The sequence below is a fragment of the Bacillus sp. 0209A genome, assembly GCF_036765095.1.
GTDB classification, from domain to species: domain Bacteria; phylum Bacillota; class Bacilli; order Bacillales; family Bacillaceae; genus Bacillus; species Bacillus subtilis_G.
Genome location: NZ_JBAIZV010000001.1, coordinates 469,747 through 486,240, shown reverse-complemented (window position 1 = coordinate 486,240; position 16,494 = coordinate 469,747). Strand labels below are relative to the sequence as shown.

Sequence of the window (16,494 nt, the reverse complement as noted above, 5' to 3'; positions counted from 1 at the left end):
TATGGTAGTAGGAGATTTCCCTATTGAAACAGATACTCTTGTAATCGGTGCGGGACCTGGCGGCTATGTAGCTGCCATCCGCGCTGCACAGCTTGGACAAAAAGTAACAGTCGTTGAAAAAGCAACTCTTGGAGGCGTTTGTCTGAACGTTGGATGTATCCCTTCAAAAGCGCTGATCAATGCTGGCCACCGTTATGAGAATGCAAAGCATTCTGACGACATGGGAATCACGGCTGAGAACGTATCAGTTGATTTCACAAAAGTTCAAGAATGGAAAGCTTCTGTCGTAAACAAGCTTACTGGCGGTGTTGGAGGTCTTCTTAAAGGCAACAAAGTAGATGTTGTAAAAGGCGAAGCTTATTTTGTAGACAGCAATTCAGTTCGTGTCATGGATGAGAACTCTGCTCAAACATACACGTTCAAAAACGCAATCATTGCAACTGGTTCTCGTCCTATCGAATTGCCAAACTTCAAATATACTGAGCGTGTCCTAAATTCAACAGGCGCTTTGGCTCTTAAAGAAATTCCTAAAAAGCTCGTTGTGATCGGCGGCGGATACATCGGCACTGAGCTCGGAACTGCGTATGCTAACTTCGGCACTGAGCTTGTTATTCTTGAAGGCGGAGATGAAATTCTTCCTGGCTTCGAAAAACAAATGAGTTCTCTTGTTACACGCAGACTGAAGAAAAAAGGCAACGTTGAAATCCATACAAATGCGATGGCTAAAGGCGTTGAAGAAAAACCAGATGGCGTAACAGTTACTTTTGAAGTAAAAGGCGAAGAAAAAACTGTTGATGCTGATTACGTACTGATCACAGTAGGACGCCGTCCAAACACTGATGAGCTTGGTCTTGAGCAAGTCGGTATTGAAATGACGGACCGCGGTGTCGTGAAAACTGACAAACAGTGCCGCACTAACGTACCTAACATTTATGCAATCGGTGACATCATCGAAGGACCTCCGCTTGCTCACAAAGCATCTTACGAAGGTAAAATCGCAGCAGAAGCTATCGCTGGAGAGCCTGCAGAAATCGATTACCTTGGTATTCCTGCGGTTGTCTTCTCTGAGCCTGAACTTGCATCAGTTGGTTACACTGAAGCACAGGCGAAAGAAGAAGGCCTTGATATTGTTGCTGCTAAATTCCCATTTGGAGCAAACGGCCGTGCCCTTTCTCTTAACGAAACAGACGGCTTCATGAAGCTGATCACTCGTAAAGAGGACGGTCTTGTAATCGGTGCACAAATCGCCGGTGCAAGTGCTTCTGATATGATTTCTGAATTAAGCTTAGCGATCGAAGGCGGCATGACTGCTGAAGATATCGCGATGACAATTCACGCTCACCCAACATTGGGCGAAATCACAATGGAAGCAGCTGAAGTGGCAATCGGAAGTCCGATTCACATCGTAAAATAATACTCATATCAAAAACAGCCCTCGCTCAATGCGGGGCTGTTTTATTTATTTTGACAGCACATGCTGCAATGGTTTAACGATGTCTTCTTTCTTTTTCACACATCCCTCGATTTTCACAACGACATGGCGCTGATCAACAACCATAAGGGTAGGGACGGTTTCAATCTCATCTTCCCAGCCTTCTTTGTTATCATAAACCTTCATTTTATCTATTTGCTCAGGATAATCTTTTTCTAAATCAAGCAGTGCATCGTAATATGGCGCTTCCTCGTCAATTTGGTTTTCATCAGAAAAAAACAAAATTTGTGTATGATGAATGTTGTCAATCCGGCTTTTTTTCATCGGATTGATGGTGGAAAGCGTACAGCCCGATAAAGCAAATACTATTATCAGTATGGGGAATACCGCGCGATATCGCATCTATCTTCTCCTCTGTATAAACAATAGTAAACTAGCCTTAGTTTATCATGAGAGGAGGCTGAATCTGCTCCTTGTTACCTAATTGTTATATAATTGAAACCGTTTTTAAAGTGAGATTACATAGTATATCAATCGTTTAAATATTGCTGCGTTCGTTCATAAAAGTTCAAGAAAACATGAAATCACGGGATGTATTTTTGCATATGTATCGATTAAAGCTGTTTCGTGAAGAAGATATTGTATGTGAAAAATAAAAAAACACTATATATAACGAAATAAAAATTAAATGTGTCATACAGTTTGCGGTTGACATTTTAAATGTGACATATTAATATAATAGCAACAAGAGAAATTAAGCGTTTTCAAAATTCAAAGAAATGGGGAATAAGAGATGGGAACGATTGTTTGCCAAGATTGCAACGAAGCCATTCATTACTTTGAAGATGAGAAAGTGACAACATTATACGGATCATGCTGCGGACAATGTCAATGTCCTGTTGATGAAGAGTAATAAAAAGCATGCGGGCTCAAGCCGCATGCTTTTTATTTATTGAATCGCTTTTTGCTCTTTAATGACCCGGATCATGTTTAATGTCGAATCTTCAGGTCCTTGAACCGGTAGACCTGCGTCAAGGTTCTTAAAAATATAGCTGATGTTGTCTTCTGTAATAATCTCACCTGGAATGAAGATCGGAATGCCAGGAGGATATACCATTACAAATTCAGCGATAATCCGTCCGGATGCTTCTTTTAATGGGATGACCTCCGTATTTGCGTAGAAAGCATCACGCGGAGTCATTGCCAATAAAGGAATTTCCGGAAGCAGTACTTCAGTTTGCTGGTGCGTTATATCTTTTTCTGACATATGATGTGCAATCTCTGTTAAAGCCTCTGCAAGCCGGTCTGCATCATTTTGGCTGTCACCAGGGGTGAAAATACACAAAATATTGTACAGATCAGAAAGCTCAACTTCAATATTAAAGGATTCACGAAGCCATTTTTCAACATCATGACCTGTGAGTCCAAGACTTTTAACAGAGATAATCAATTTTGTCGGGTCATAACTGTAAGCTGCTTTCGAACCAAGAATCTCAGAACCGACACAATAAATGCCTTCAATCTGATTGAGGCGGTTTCTCGTCTGGTTGGCAAGCTTCAGTGTCTCCTCAGCAAGCTGATGGCCTTCTGTCGCAAGACGTTTTCTGGCAACATCCAGAGAGGCGAGAAGTAAGTAAGAAGTAGACGTTGTTGTCAGCATACTCAGGATGGATTGCACTCTGTCTTTGGAAACAAGGCCCTCTCTCATGTTTAAAATAGAGCTCTGCGTCAGTGATCCCCCGAGCTTGTGTACACTTGTAGCTGCTATGTCCGCTCCTGCCTGCATGGCTGAAAGCGGCAATTCGTCGTGAAAATGAATGTGAACCCCGTGTGCTTCATCAACTAGAACCGGCACATCAAACGAATGAGCAAGTTCTACGATGCTTTTTAAGTCGGCTGCAACACCGAAATATGTCGGGTTGATGACGAGAAGCCCTTTTGCATCTGGATGTTCGGTAAGCGCCCGTTTAGCAGATTCAAGCGTAATGCCGTGAGATATGCCTAATTCATTGTCAATTTCCGGATGAATAAAGATTGGAATTGCTCCGGAAAATACAATAGCTGTCATGATTGATTTGTGCACATTTCTCGGAATAATAATTTTATCTCCAGGTCCGCAAACAGCCATCACCATTGTCATAATGGCGCCGCTCGTTCCTTGGACAGAAAAAAATGTGTGGTCCGCGCCAAATGCTTCAGCCGCCAGATCCTGTGCTTGTTTAATGATGCCTTTGGGCGCGTGCAGATCATCTAGTGGTTCAATATTGATTAAATCTATGCTTAACGCGTTTTCGCCAATAAAATCTCTAAATTCTGGGTCCATTCCTGCCCCTTTTTTATGGCCGGGAATGTGGAATTGAACAGGCTGTCTGCTTGCATGCTTTTTCAGTCCTGTGTATAAGGGTGTTTCATGTTGCGGCAATTGTTTTCCCACCTTTGTAATCATACCTATGCATAATAGTGTGTATTAAAATCAGTTTCTCAATCGTTTTTTAGACGTAAAACAAATGAATTATATTATGAACTTGAAAGAATGTAAAGAACAATTTATGATCAAATGAAGATGCTTTCTCTTAAGGGGAGCAAATCTATAAGGAGTGAAGAAAATGGAATATCAATACCCAATGAATGAAGATTGGACTACTGAAGAAGCAGTGGATGTGATTGCGTTTTTCCAGCAGGTTGAGCTTGCATATGAAAAAGGCGCAGATCGCGAAGAGCTTCTTAAAGCTTACCGCCGTTTCAAAGAAATTGTACCGGGAAAGGCTGAAGAAAAAACGCTATGCGGCGAGTTTGAAGAACAAAGTACATACTCTCCTTATCGCACAGTCAAACAGGCAAGAGAATCTGATCAGGCGAAGATTAAGATGTAAGAAAGAGCCGGAGGCAATTCATGCCCCGGCTCTTGTTTATGCTTGTGATACCTTTTGGGTGAAGCGGTACAAGAAAGCAAGCTGCTGAAAGGCATCGTCGATACGTTGAAGGAATTCCTGGTTATTCATATTCAGCACTTCTTCTTTTTGAAGCTGAATGCCGCATAACAGCTCGGCTTTCTTTACAGTCTGCAAACGCTCAAACAGCGTCTTCAGCTGTTCTTTATTCATTTCAGACTGCTTATGTACTCCGGGTTTTGTGTGATCTGCGGACCAAACGAAGCTGTCTGGGATATTCTTTGTTATGGTTTCCTGATTCGCTTCAAGCCATTTGCCGTATTTTTCTTTGATAGGGGATTCATAAATAATCGCGAACCACACAAATACGTGGCTTTCCCATAAACCAATCTGAAAATGCGGCAGTTTTTTATAGCCTCTTTTGCTGTTTGCGAACGCCACCCAGCTGTCAGCAGGGGGATTGACGGATCTTCTTGCGTGCTTTGCCACATGCGGAAACATTTCATCTCCGGTTAAAGCTGATAAAGTCGGGGCAAAATGTTCGCCTAGAGCTGTAAGCTTCGGACGGACCGTCTCTTTTAATACCTCCATGCGCGCGTCTAAGCCTTCTATTGTAAATGTGTTAAAGTCTTCTTCTGTAAAACGCATTTGTGTCATGATTTTCCTCCTTCATGCAAGTAAACATATTTTATCACAGTTCATACGAGCGTCAAAAAGATTGAACGCGTTTGAAGAAAGGGGAAATGTGGTAATAAACCAATAGGTAAACACACAATTTTCAGAATCATGTTACGCGTAAATAGAACAATCATACGATATAAGAAGTAATCATTGTTGAATGGCAAAATGGGATGCTTTTTTACAAACAAATGATCTCTGGAAGGGGCGAAAGACAATGAGGCAAGTTGTGAAAGAGGGTTTTAAGGAAGAGAAAAACAATCGTGTAGCTGTCTGGAGACTAGAGGTAGATTATGAATTGGCAACCCTGTATGAAGCAATTCAAAAAGAAAATGAAGAACAAATTGAACAAAGCAAAAACAAACTTGAGCGACTCAGAAAAGAATGGATTCGTCTTAACGGGTAAAAAGCGATAGTGAAAACGAACCGCATGAATGGTTCGTTTTTACATGAGAAGGGATATTTTCATTTTCCTTGCTTTTTCACCGCCGTTATCAGTATCCTATAAAATAAAGGTCTACATAGAAGAGAGGGTACACAAGAATGACAAATTGGACGGAAATTGATGAAATTGCAAAAAAATGGGTAAGGGAAGCAGGCGCGAGAATTAAACAATCCATGCATGAAAGCCTGACAATTGAAACAAAATCAAATCCGAATGATTTAGTCACCAATATTGACAAAGAAACGGAAAAGTTTTTTATTGACCGCATTCAAGAAACGTTTCCGGGACACCGCATACTTGGCGAAGAAGGGCAAGGAGACAAACTCCACTCATTGGAGGGAGTCGTCTGGATTATCGACCCGATTGACGGGACGATGAATTTTGTTCACCAGCAAAGAAATTTTGCGATTTCAATCGGAATTTTTGAAAACGGAGAAGGGAAAATCGGATTAATTTATGATGTGGTGCATGATGAACTTTATCACGCATTTAGCGGCAGAGGAGCTTATATGAATGAAACGAAGCTGGCTCCTTTGAAAGAAACCGTCATTGAAGAAGCCATTCTTGGCATTAATGCGACATGGATAACGGAAAACAGAAGAATTGATTCAAGTGTGTTAGCGCCCCTTGTGAAAAGAGTCAGAGGCACACGTTCCTACGGTTCTGCCGCTTTAGAGCTGGCGAATGTCGCGGCAGGAAGAATAGATGCTTACATCACGATGCGGCTTGCGCCATGGGATTACGCGGCCGGCTGTGTACTGTTAAATGAAGTGGGAGGCATTTATTCGACCATTGAGGGTGAGCCGTTTACCTTTTTAGAAAATCACAGTGTTTTGGCCGGAAAACCATCTATACATAAAACGGTATTTGAAGAGTACCTTCGTGCTGAAAAGTAGGTTATTTGAACAGGACGACCTCAGCTTGTTAGAAACGCTCGCGGAGGCTCATCCTGTATGGAAAGAGGAGGAGTTTGGGGAGAAAGATGCTGAAAGCTATATGATCTCCTACTCCATGTACAACGGATCCTGGCTTGTATGGGAAAAAGACGGTCGGCCTGTTGCCCTCAGCTATCATCTCGAATGGGCGCCTTCCAACGGAAAGCCGTGGCTGGGAACGGTGCTTGTAGACCCGGATGAAGAAAAAAAGGGGCATGCGAGGATGATCATTGAACGGATCAGCAAATCGCTCAGAGCCAAACATAAAGCGATGTTTGCGGCAGTTCCTATTGACCGTAGTGAATGGATATTGTTTTTGAGCCAATGCGGGTTTGAACAGCTGAAAATGGAGAAAGATGATAGAGGCAAACCATTTATGATCCTGGTGAAGCCTTTAGCGGAAGCTGCCGTATGATAACGGCAGCTCAGCGTGTCGACAAACCCTTGCATTCGTTGTCAAGCCTGTGCGTTGGTGCTCACGAATTAGGACATTCGCTCCGCTCCAATGCTCGCCTTTCCTAGACTTCAAGGGTTTTCAACCACGCTGAAAAGATGACAAAACCCTAAAACTAAACCGTTTTAGGATTTTGTCAACAATCTGAGCTGCCGTATGATAACGGCAGCTTATTTTTTGTAAGCTGTTAACCATAAAAAGCCCCCCAAAAATGAGAGGCGAATCTGTGATAAAAGAAACATTATTTTTTAACCGCATGAATATAATGAATCGTTTCAAACGCTGACAAATCGTCTATTCGATTGCCAAAGAAAAGGTTATGAATGTCGTCGGGTGATAGATGTTCATAGATGAGTAAACCTGCTGACTCTAACAGATGTTCAATTTCTTGATAAGTAAAACACGATTTCATCGGTTCGCCGCTTGCGGCAGCCATCTTCACCATATGTTCAACTCGATTTGACTTTCCTTTTGCAGTAAAGAGTGTTTCGTCGGCATAATCAAAAACGATAGAGCTCCCTGAGGGGACATGAGAAAATAAATGGCTGATCAAGCTTGCATTTTCTTCTCGTGTTAAATAATAAGACACTCCCAGAAGGCTGAAGAATGTTTTTGTGTTTTCAAATCCTTCATCTATAAGAGGCTGATAGGAAAACGTTTTGGTAAAATCCATAGGAACAAAGTGAAGGTGCTCCGGGATGGTCAGCTTTGCATCTTTCAGCTTATTTTTTTTGAATTGCTGTGTAGCCGGATGATCAACCTCGAAAACTTCTAAGCTGTTTTCCAATTCAGGATGCCGAAAACAGAAAGTATCCAGCCCGGCCCCAAGAATGACATACTGTTTTGCTCCAAGCATTAATTCGTTGTGTAAGACTTTTTCGCAATACGAAGCACGTGCTAAGGGCGTGGGTGACAGCTGGACTTGCGTAACCCATTTTAATATTTCTTCGGGATCATTTTGCAGGCGTTCAGCAATCTCTTTGTTGAAAAACGTGATTCCTTGAATCATATTCTCGCTGATGTCGGAAAACTCTTTTTCGTTAATAAGATCTTTTGCAATAAAATCATCAAAAATGAGAGGCGTGTCATATCGGCTGTGATACGCACGGGCAAAAGCTGAAATCAAAGACGTTAAGCTAGACTGCTTTTTCCTCATGAAATGATCCTCCCATAAAAAAATAAGATTCCCCTGGCCAGGAGCATCTTATTATACATACAAATATATTAATAGTAAATTATGGCATAAATAAAATTTTTTGTAAATGTTTTTGCTCTATCTTCAGTCGTATAAACTTCCTTTATTTCATATGCTTACGTTCATTCTTTAGATAGCAGTTAAAAAAATCTTTTACAATGTAAGAGTATGATGCTGGGTAAAACCGATATGTCCGGCTATCGTGAAGCGGGTGCTGATTCTCATGGTATCATCCTTTCGTTGTAATGATTATTCTTACAACAGAAAAGGAAATCAATACATGTAACGAAAAAAAGCCTGAGAGATCTCAGGCTTTTCCTAACATTACAATCCAACAGCATTCCAGGCTGCTTCAACTTTTGCGGCATCAGTTGAGCCGTAAAGGTCACGGGCAGACTGAATGAGAGCTGCTTTGGCATCTTTGAACGTGGAAGAAGGTGTAAGATACGTTGTTAACGCACGGTAATAGATCTGTTGTGATTTAGATACACCTAGTTTTGTAATGGTATTGTAAGCGGCTTTATTTGGAATTCCGCTGTTTGTGTGTACGCCGCCATAATCGCCTTCCTCTGTGTTTGGAAGGTTTTGATAATCGGCGTAATTGTCAGGCTGATCGTATTTTGTCGGATTGGACAGGCTGCGGAGAGCAGGCTGGCTGACTGTAATGTCTTCACCAATGTCCCAGTCTTCTGTATCTGTAAAATAACCGAATACGTCAGAGAATGATTCGTTTAATGCCCCCGGCTGATTTTCATAAATCAAGTTGGCCGTTTCTTGAGTGACGCCATGTGTCATTTCATGTGCTGTCACATCTAATGAGCCGGAAAGCGGAGAGAAGAATGATCCGTCGCCGTCACCGTAAATCATTTGATCGCCTGTCCATGCAGCATTGTTATACCGAGTGCCGTAGTGAACGGAAGAAACGATTTTACTGCCTTTGTTATCATAGCTGTTTCGTTTAAAGTTTGAATAAAAATAATCGTACACTTTACCGAGGTTATAGTGGGCGTCAACGGCTGCCCGCTGTGATGAAGATGTAAACGTTTTAGTTGTGCTTGAGACAAGCGTACCTGGAAGGCGGCTTTGTCTGTTTTGTAAGTCATATGTGATGATTTGTGTGCCTGTTGGTTTTGAAAGATCTCTTAGAACGTATTTTCCGCTTTCATAAGAGATGTTCAAAGGAACAGTTGCGCCCTTTAGAGTTGTTCCGCTTCCAGTGGCAGCAGCATGTTCCACTTTATTTTGCTGTTTTAATATGCTGCCTGTTTCGGCATCTATTAAGACTTCCCAGTTTGCAGGTTCAGGCTCGATATAGCGAATCGTCACGTCGTAAGCAAGACGATAGCTGCCATCCTTTGTTTCTATCGCTTTTAACTCGGCTTTATTACTATTTTTGGCTGTTCCGTTAGAAACAGCGTCTGGTGATTTGCTGATGGCTTTGAAAGCGAGTGCCAGTGCTTTTTCAGAAGAGACTTTTTGGCTGTTTTCTGTTTTTGCAGCAGATTGATTGTGTAATTCACCATTGACCGCATAGACATTATCGGATTTATCAACGTGAACGATCACCTGTGAATCTTTAATAGGCACTTCGTTAACTACAGGCGCATATCGAAAGTGCTTGTACCCAAGGGCATCAGTAGTACTTTCGACAAGCTTCAGCCTTTTGGTGGGGTCACCTTTAAAAATGTTGCTGTTCTTTTTCAAAAACTGTTTGACAGCCTTGTCATTTGGTGCAGAGAGCTCTGATTGAGCTATTGCGTTTTTGGAGAGGAAGTTAGTTTGATTCTCTTTAAGCTGATGATTTTCAGCAGCCTGAACACCAGGAAGGCTGATTGACAAACTCATAAACGAAGCAGCGACAGCAACAGACAATTTCTTACCTAAACCCACAATAAATCCCCCTTTTTTGAAAATACTGAAAAATATTTATATCGTTATATTAAACTAGCATTTTGGAATACTCAACAAAAACTAACATAACTAGACAAAATTGATAGAAATGTCCTGTGTTTATTTTTGCTGAATAATATCCAGATGAGTCAAGTGTCATGTGATGGCTCATTGCAAGAGTTATGGGGAAGAAAAGAAATATTTGTTTCTTATTGAAACTTTTGGACAAGCCGGCTGTCTAACCGAATGAGGCCTTAATAAGAAGTAAAGGATTGTTGTTCGTGTTGGATTTATTCAGTCATTATGTATTGCATTTCGAACGTTATTTTATATTAAGCAGACAAAGCACCTTGCTGATTCAATGGGCAATTGTAGTTTTGGCGGGCTTATATGTTTTGGTGCACCATCCCAAGATAAACCGGTACCGCACCATGTTCTTGGCAGGTGTCTTATTGCGGATTGTGTTGCTGGCCGGGGTGTCTGTTGAACTCATTCATCAGGTGCAAGCAACAAACTTTACCAGCGCTTACTTAAGAGAGGACGGCAATGAACTGCTACCGCTGGTGCATTTTTTGTTATACGGGTATGTGCTACTGACGGCTTTTCACTATATGCTGATGCCTCGTGATCATGGCGGAAAAGGTATGTTTTATACGTTCGATCTCGCCGTTGTCAGTTTGCCGATCGTACAAATGATATTCAGTTTCTTTTCGTATTGGAATGAATATCCTGATGAGATCGAACCAATTGAATTCGTGTTCCTGTTTTTCATTATCATTCTTCCTATTGTGTTGAATGTACTGTTTTTCAAGCTGTATTGGAGAACAAATAAGATTTTACTAGGTTTATTTTATACGCTGATTATCGGACTGCTCGTCCTGCTGCTTACGCCATATCCCAATCAAATCTCCATAGATTATGGTGCAGTAATGCCATATACGATTTATTTAGCAATGGCGGGATTTTTGATGAGCTATCATCTGTTCCAAAAGTCAGGCAAGGTTTATGCGCGTGTGAATAAGTGGCTGCCGATGGCTGTCATTCTGTTTTTTGTCTTGCTCTTAAATCCGATATATAACGTAGCAACGGCTGCTTTCGCTTTATCAAAGCCGGCAAATGTTCATGACTCATTCAATTTTGTAGGAGAGCACATTTCATCTGAAAAAGCGGAACAAATTATTAAGTCATTTTTTCCTACGGATGAGACGTTGTATTTACATGATACAAAGATGGATGTGCATTATTTCTATTCATTTGAAAACTTGAGCTATGAGGCTGAAGTGGATGAAGTATCACAGCTGATTAATAATTATCAGTACTTGAAAAAGCCGCGGGGGAAAACGCTGACGGATCAGGAATACATGCGGAAGTCCATCGCTTTCCTTGAGCAACACGGCCGTGTGTTAAATAAAGATCACATCGAAACAACGGTATCTAAAGAAGACGGCCAGATAGTCGTTCGTATATATCTGAAAAATCAACTTCATAAAAAAGATCATGAAGATGATGGAACGGTATTTTATTGGGAAAAGGAAACACTAATGGGCTTTAGTGAAGACCCTTCAATTTATCAGCTTGATTCTCTTCTGCATGTTCATGTAACAGAACAAGACATACAAGACAAAGTGAAGGAAGTGTTTAGAGCTTTAAACATACCGAGACAGCCTTATCAGATCACTGATATTGAAAGCAACAGCCTGCTCGGAAGCATGGTGAGCGTTGAAACAAAAGATGGAATTGTTTTGGAATTTGAGGGCGAATCCAGTTGTTTACATAGTCTTTCGCTTCCAATGAAAAAGAATATTTCACTGGCTAACAGCGGGGTGCAGCGGCAGATATTATCGGTCTTCGATGCTGATGTATCAGAAATGAAGAAAAAAAGCAGGCAGAGTGACATGGTGATGTATACTGATTCTTCTAAAACATATGAGCTTTTTGAAGATCAAGGTCAGCTAAACGCTTATGTGTACAGCGATACACCCGATAGGGCATTTTCATATACGTATGGTGATGGAAAATTGGCTTATGAAAAAGTAGCTTCTGCATACCAGGATGTCATTTACAAAAAACGCATGCGTCCAATTATCGTTCAAAGAGGGAATGAACGCCATTATGCATGGCTGATCATTATTCAGCCGTTTGGCACAAACCGCCATGATGCTTATGTGGTGGATGGAGACACACAAGAGGTGGAAAGCCTATATGAATCATAAAGAAAAAGCGTCTGTATTTTTAGATTTATATGACCTATATAAAGAAGGAGAGCTAGAGGATGAATCAATGGAATGGATGAGAAAGCAAGAGCCTTTATTTCAAAAGAATGCGGAAGGCTTAAAGAGTGAATCTTGTTCAAAGAGAAGCCCGGGTGCTGAAGAAGAGAGCCAAATCAGACATATGAAAGTATACCTGTCTGCCATGTATATCTGTTTCATTTTATTGGCTATTTGGATGACGGTGTGGTTTTACTTTTAATGAAACATAGGGATTCTATTGAGGATTTGTATCGACAGTATTACCGAGAAATTTTAAATTATTTATTCAGAAGGACTCATCACCTTGAAACAGCCAAGGACTTAGCGCAGGACACGTTTGTAAAAGCTCTTAACGGCCTGGCTTCGTTTAGGGGGCATTCTTCCATCAGAACGTGGCTTTACACCATTGCACATCATACCTTTGTCAATTGGTACCGCAGGGATGTCAAATACCAATTGACTGATATCAGCAAAAATGAGGGATTAACGCAAACAACTTATGAGCAGCCTGAACAGTATCTGTTACGGACGGTAAAAAGCGAAACGTTGCGGCAGGAGATCCTGCTGTTAAAAGATCAGCATCAATCCGTTTTGATTTTAAGAGAATTCCAAGAGCTTTCTTATGAAGAAATCGCTGAGATATTAGGATGGAGTCTTTCAAAGGTGAAAACCACACTGCACCGGGCGAGATTAGAGCTAAAGAAAAACATGGCGAAAAGAAGAGAGGAGGAGCGGACATGACCTGCTTTCTAGTAAGAGACCTGCTTCCTCTGTATCTTGAAGGTGATTGTAAAAGTGAAACGGAACACGTCATTGAAGAACATTTAAAGACCTGCAACAGCTGCAGAGAGATGTATGACATGATGGCTGAGCCTTTTGAATTGGAAGGCGGACAGGCCGTTGAGGAGGCTTTTCTGCCGGAAGAAGAAATGCGGTTTAAACAGAGGTACTATGGTTTGCTGATCGTTAAAGCTGCCTGCTGGTTCGGAGCGGCGGTAGCCGTGATGCTGATCATCAAACTGCTCATATAAAGAAAAGCGCTTGTCCGATTCCGGCAAGCGCTTTTTTAGATTAAGCTTCAGGATGGATCATATCGTAGATTGCGGCAAGCTGTTCTTGTGGCAGAGCACTGAAGAGTTTGCCGTAAAGATCAGCTTGCGAAGGTGTCGCCCCTGCTTGTACGGCTGCATTTTTATCATAGCTGTACACACCGTCTTGTAATACAATTGCTGCTTGAAGAATGTGAATCTTTAAGGAAACAGCGGAGAAAAATTGTTCAAGTGCGAGTGCTTCTTTATCTGTTAAGCCAAGTTCAATTGCTTTTTCTGTATCAAATTTGTAATTTTCATCTTCAGCATACACACATTGTGAAACAACATTGAAAAATTCTGAAGTCGACTCCCATAATGTTGCGATTACTTGAGCCTCTTCTTTTGTCATTCCTAACTCGACAGCTTTTTCACTGTCAAAATAATACACACCGTCTTGTTCATATATACATTCATTTAATATATCAATGAATGTATTGAGATCTTCGTTAGTGATTGTCTGATGCTGAACATGGCCAGCAGTGTTATCAGTCAATGTTTTTGCGCTGGCTGCATCAGGGCCGAACGTTAATAGAGCAGCTGAGGTCATTGCGGCAGTTGTTAGCATAGCTTTTTTTACAAATGTTTTCTTCATGTTTCTTCTCTCCCTTTAATGAATTGTGCTACGAATCCCATTATAGGGAGAGATTGGAGGAGAAGAAATAGGCTCTATGGTCTTTTGTGTATATGTTGCCGGACTATTTTTTGCCGGTCACATGAGTCATCATGAGAACGTTTGTCTATGTATGAATGCTGTTTTACATCTTCCAGACTAAGAAACAGGGGAGATAAGGCTTAATAAAATAAAAAAAACCGCTTTTTTGCGGTGTTTCAGCGTGTCGACAAACTCTCGCATTCGTTGTCAAGGCTGCGCGCCGGTGCTCACGAATTCGAACATTCGCTGTGCTCCGATGCACGCCCTTCCTAGACTTCAAGGGTTTTCAATCACACTGAAAAGATACAAAATGCTAAAATGAAAACCATTTTAGCATTTTGTCAACAATTTGAAACACTGCTTTCTTTGCGGTGTTTTTTGATTATAATATCTCCTGCGGGGCAATGCTTTTAATCAAGCATGCCTTGCTCACGCATTTTCTTTTTTAATGTAAATCCGCCGCCCATAACGGCGCAAACAAGTACAATGCTGGATGCAATGCCTATTGCGCTTTTTTCAGCGATAAAGACGCCGATCAGCATAATGCTGAAAACCGCTGCAAATGCAAATAATAGGAAAAGCCAATTCGTTTTTTTCATAATTTCCATCCCCTTTTACGTCTTATATTAAGTTTACAGAAAAACGTGACGCTTTTAAAGAGGATGTGTGGTATAATATGAAAGTTATCTAATTTTTTTAGGAGATGAAAAAGTGAAACTTCGAAATGATCTTCGCAACATCGCGATTATTGCCCACGTTGACCATGGTAAAACGACTCTAGTCGATCAGCTTTTACATCAAGCTGGTACGTTCCGTGCCAACGAACAGGTTGCTGAACGCGCAATGGACTCTAATGATCTTGAACGCGAACGCGGCATTACAATTTTGGCGAAAAATACAGCGATTAACTATAAAGATACACGCATCAATATTTTGGATACCCCTGGACACGCAGACTTTGGGGGAGAGGTAGAACGGATTATGAAAATGGTTGACGGCGTACTGCTTGTCGTTGACGCATATGAAGGCTGTATGCCTCAAACTCGTTTTGTTCTGAAAAAAGCCCTTGAGCAAAACCTGAACCCGGTTGTTGTTGTCAACAAAATTGACCGTGACTTTGCTCGTCCTGAGGAAGTAATCGATGAGGTTCTTGATCTGTTCATTGAGCTTGATGCCAATGAACAGCAGCTTGAATTCCCAGTGGTATATGCTTCAGCGATTAATGGTACAGCGAGTCTTGATCCGAAACAGCAGGATGAAAACATGGAATCTTTATATGAAACCATTATTAAGCATGTTCCGGCACCTGTTGAAAATGCAGAGGAGCCGCTTCAGTTCCAAGTTGCCCTTCTTGACTACAATGATTATGTAGGCCGTATCGGAATCGGACGCGTATTCCGCGGCACGATGAAAGTCGGTCAGCAGGTTTCTCTTATGAAGCTTGACGGAACGGCTAAGTCATTCCGTGTAACAAAAATTTTCGGTTTCCAAGGCTTAAAGCGGGTGGAAATTGAAGAAGCAAAAGCGGGAGACCTCGTTGCGGTTTCCGGCATGGAAGATATTAATGTTGGTGAAACGGTCTGTCCTGTAGACCATCAAGATCCGCTTCCAGTGCTTCGCATTGATGAACCGACACTTCAAATGACATTTGTCGTGAATAACAGTCCGTTTGCAGGTCGTGAAGGTAAATATGTAACGGCCCGCAAAATTGAAGAGCGTCTTCATTCACAGCTTCAGACGGATGTGAGCTTGCGTGTTGAGCCAACAGCTTCTCCTGACGCTTGGGTTGTTTCCGGACGCGGTGAGCTCCACTTGTCAATACTGATTGAAAATATGCGTCGTGAAGGCTATGAACTTCAAGTTTCAAAACCTGAAGTTATCATCAAAGAAATCGACGGCGTACGCTGTGAGCCTGTTGAGCGCGTGCAAATCGATGTTCCGGAAGAGCATACAGGCTCTGTCATGGAATCAATGGGTGCCCGCAAAGGCGAAATGATTGACATGATCAACAATGGTAACGGCCAAGTCCGTCTCATCTTTACAGTTCCTTCCCGCGGACTGATCGGGTACTCCACAGAGTTCTTATCATTAACACGCGGCTTTGGTATTCTTAACCATACGTTTGACAGCTACCAGCCGATGCAGGCGGGCCAAGTAGGCGGCCGCCGTCAAGGTGTACTTGTGTCAATGGAAAACGGAAAAGCGACATCTTATGGTATTCAAGGAATTGAAGACCGCGGTGTCATCTTCGTTGAGCCAGGTACTGAAGTATACGAAGGAATGATTGTTGGAGAGCATAACCGTGACAACGACCTTGTTGTTAACGTCAGCAAAATGAAACAGCAGACGAACGTCCGCTCTGCGACAAAGGATCAGACAACTACAATTAAAAAAGCGCGCATCATGTCTCTTGAGGAGTCGCTAGAGTACTTAAACGAAGATGAATACTGTGAAGTAACGCCTGAATCCATCCGTTTAAGAAAGAAAATCCTCAATAAAAACGAACGTGAAAAAGCGGCTAAAAAGAAAAAAACAGCAGGATTGTCTTAATCTCTTGCAGAATTTGAAAAGATAGAACC

18 protein-coding genes are annotated in these 16,494 nt (G+C 41.7%); 11 read left to right on the top strand and 7 right to left on the bottom strand.

Annotation, left to right across the window (positions count from 1 at the left end; all coding sequences use genetic code 11):
• Nucleotide 1: 1 nt before the first annotated feature.
• On the top strand, nt 2-1,414 hold the full coding sequence (lpdA, locus tag V6D44_RS01995; RefSeq protein WP_087992193.1) for a dihydrolipoyl dehydrogenase: 1,413 nt from the start codon (nt 2-4) through the stop codon (nt 1,412-1,414).
• 45 nt (nt 1,415-1,459) lie between these two features.
• Here the strand turns inward: lpdA and slp are convergent, their stop codons facing one another.
• A complete protein-coding gene (gene slp, locus V6D44_RS01990; RefSeq protein ID WP_087992192.1) occupies nt 1,460-1,834 on the bottom strand; it encodes a peptidoglycan-associated lipoprotein Slp in 375 nt (124 codons plus the stop codon).
• A gap of 391 nt (nt 1,835-2,225) precedes the next feature.
• Here slp and V6D44_RS01985 point away from each other — a divergent pair, with 391 nt between their 5' ends.
• Nucleotides 2,226-2,345 (top strand): GapA-binding peptide SR1P, encoded by a 120-nt coding sequence (locus V6D44_RS01985; protein WP_082022512.1) that lies wholly within the window; start codon nt 2,226-2,228, stop codon nt 2,343-2,345.
• Between the two features lie 36 nt (nt 2,346-2,381).
• Here the strand turns inward: V6D44_RS01985 and speA are convergent, their stop codons facing one another.
• Nucleotides 2,382-3,854, bottom strand: coding sequence for an arginine decarboxylase (speA, locus tag V6D44_RS01980; RefSeq protein WP_087992191.1), 1,473 nt, complete (start codon nt 3,852-3,854; stop codon nt 2,382-2,384).
• Between the two features lie 184 nt (nt 3,855-4,038).
• Between speA and V6D44_RS01975 the strand changes: the two genes are divergently transcribed.
• A complete protein-coding gene (locus tag V6D44_RS01975) occupies nt 4,039-4,305 on the top strand; it encodes a UPF0223 family protein (protein ID WP_064813643.1) in 267 nt (88 codons plus the stop codon).
• A 36-nt stretch (nt 4,306-4,341) separates the two neighbouring features.
• On the opposite strand, the gene V6D44_RS01970 is transcribed toward V6D44_RS01975, so the two are convergent.
• Entirely contained in the window at nt 4,342-4,980 is a 639-nt protein-coding gene (locus V6D44_RS01970; RefSeq protein ID WP_087992190.1) for a YktB family protein, read from the bottom strand.
• A 238-nt stretch (nt 4,981-5,218) separates the two neighbouring features.
• Here V6D44_RS01970 and V6D44_RS01965 point away from each other — a divergent pair, with 238 nt between their 5' ends.
• From V6D44_RS01965 to V6D44_RS01955, 3 genes are all read left to right on the top strand, one after another.
• On the top strand, nt 5,219-5,407 hold the full coding sequence (locus tag V6D44_RS01965; RefSeq protein WP_087992243.1) for a hypothetical protein: 189 nt from the start codon (nt 5,219-5,221) through the stop codon (nt 5,405-5,407).
• A gap of 137 nt (nt 5,408-5,544) precedes the next feature.
• Nucleotides 5,545-6,342, top strand: a complete 798-nt coding sequence (gene suhB, locus V6D44_RS01960; protein ID WP_087992189.1) for an inositol-1-monophosphatase — start codon at nt 5,545-5,547, stop codon at nt 6,340-6,342.
• Nucleotides 6,343-6,367: 25 nt separating this feature from the next.
• Nucleotides 6,368-6,796, top strand: coding sequence for a GNAT family N-acetyltransferase (locus V6D44_RS01955; RefSeq protein WP_087992242.1), 429 nt, complete (start codon nt 6,368-6,370; stop codon nt 6,794-6,796).
• A gap of 280 nt (nt 6,797-7,076) precedes the next feature.
• Here the strand turns inward: V6D44_RS01955 and V6D44_RS01950 are convergent, their stop codons facing one another.
• Both V6D44_RS01950 and nprE read right to left on the bottom strand, forming a co-directional pair.
• Nucleotides 7,077-7,991 (bottom strand): class I SAM-dependent methyltransferase, encoded by a 915-nt coding sequence (locus V6D44_RS01950; protein ID WP_253269062.1) that lies wholly within the window; start codon nt 7,989-7,991, stop codon nt 7,077-7,079.
• 363 nt (nt 7,992-8,354) lie between these two features.
• Complete coding sequence (nprE, locus tag V6D44_RS01945; RefSeq protein WP_202327714.1) at nt 8,355-9,920, bottom strand: neutral metalloprotease NprE; 1,566 nt, start codon at nt 9,918-9,920, stop codon at nt 8,355-8,357.
• A gap of 272 nt (nt 9,921-10,192) precedes the next feature.
• Between nprE and V6D44_RS01940 the strand changes: the two genes are divergently transcribed.
• From V6D44_RS01940 to V6D44_RS01925, 4 genes are read left to right on the top strand one after another with little or no spacing between them, the layout of a single operon-like run.
• On the top strand, nt 10,193-12,133 hold the full coding sequence (locus V6D44_RS01940; protein WP_333516247.1) for a hypothetical protein: 1,941 nt from the start codon (nt 10,193-10,195) through the stop codon (nt 12,131-12,133).
• Complete coding sequence (locus V6D44_RS01935) at nt 12,123-12,392, top strand: hypothetical protein (RefSeq protein ID WP_333516246.1); 270 nt, start codon at nt 12,123-12,125, stop codon at nt 12,390-12,392. Before V6D44_RS01940 ends, V6D44_RS01935 begins: the two co-directional genes overlap by 11 nt.
• Nucleotides 12,392-12,913 (top strand): sigma-70 family RNA polymerase sigma factor, encoded by a 522-nt coding sequence (locus tag V6D44_RS01930; protein ID WP_333516245.1) that lies wholly within the window; start codon nt 12,392-12,394, stop codon nt 12,911-12,913. Before V6D44_RS01935 ends, V6D44_RS01930 begins: the two co-directional genes overlap by 1 nt.
• Nucleotides 12,910-13,203, top strand: a complete 294-nt coding sequence (locus V6D44_RS01925; protein WP_333516244.1) for an anti-sigma factor family protein — start codon at nt 12,910-12,912, stop codon at nt 13,201-13,203. The genes V6D44_RS01930 and V6D44_RS01925 overlap by 4 nt, the downstream gene beginning before the upstream one ends.
• A gap of 40 nt (nt 13,204-13,243) precedes the next feature.
• Here V6D44_RS01925 and V6D44_RS01920 read toward each other — a convergent pair whose 3' ends face one another.
• Nucleotides 13,244-13,855: a hypothetical protein gene (locus V6D44_RS01920; protein WP_333516243.1), complete on the bottom strand. Its 612-nt coding sequence runs from the start codon at nt 13,853-13,855 to the stop codon at nt 13,244-13,246.
• 470 nt (nt 13,856-14,325) lie between these two features.
• Nucleotides 14,326-14,514 carry a YlaF family protein gene (locus V6D44_RS01915; protein WP_087992182.1) on the bottom strand — a complete coding sequence of 63 codons (189 nt, stop codon included), beginning with the start codon at nt 14,512-14,514 and terminating at the stop codon, nt 14,326-14,328.
• Nucleotides 14,515-14,626: 112 nt separating this feature from the next.
• On the opposite strand from V6D44_RS01915, the gene typA reads away from it, so the two are divergent.
• Nucleotides 14,627-16,465, top strand: a complete 1,839-nt coding sequence (gene typA, locus V6D44_RS01910) for a translational GTPase TypA (RefSeq protein ID WP_087992181.1) — start codon at nt 14,627-14,629, stop codon at nt 16,463-16,465.
• Nucleotides 16,466-16,494: the final 29 nt, after the last annotated feature.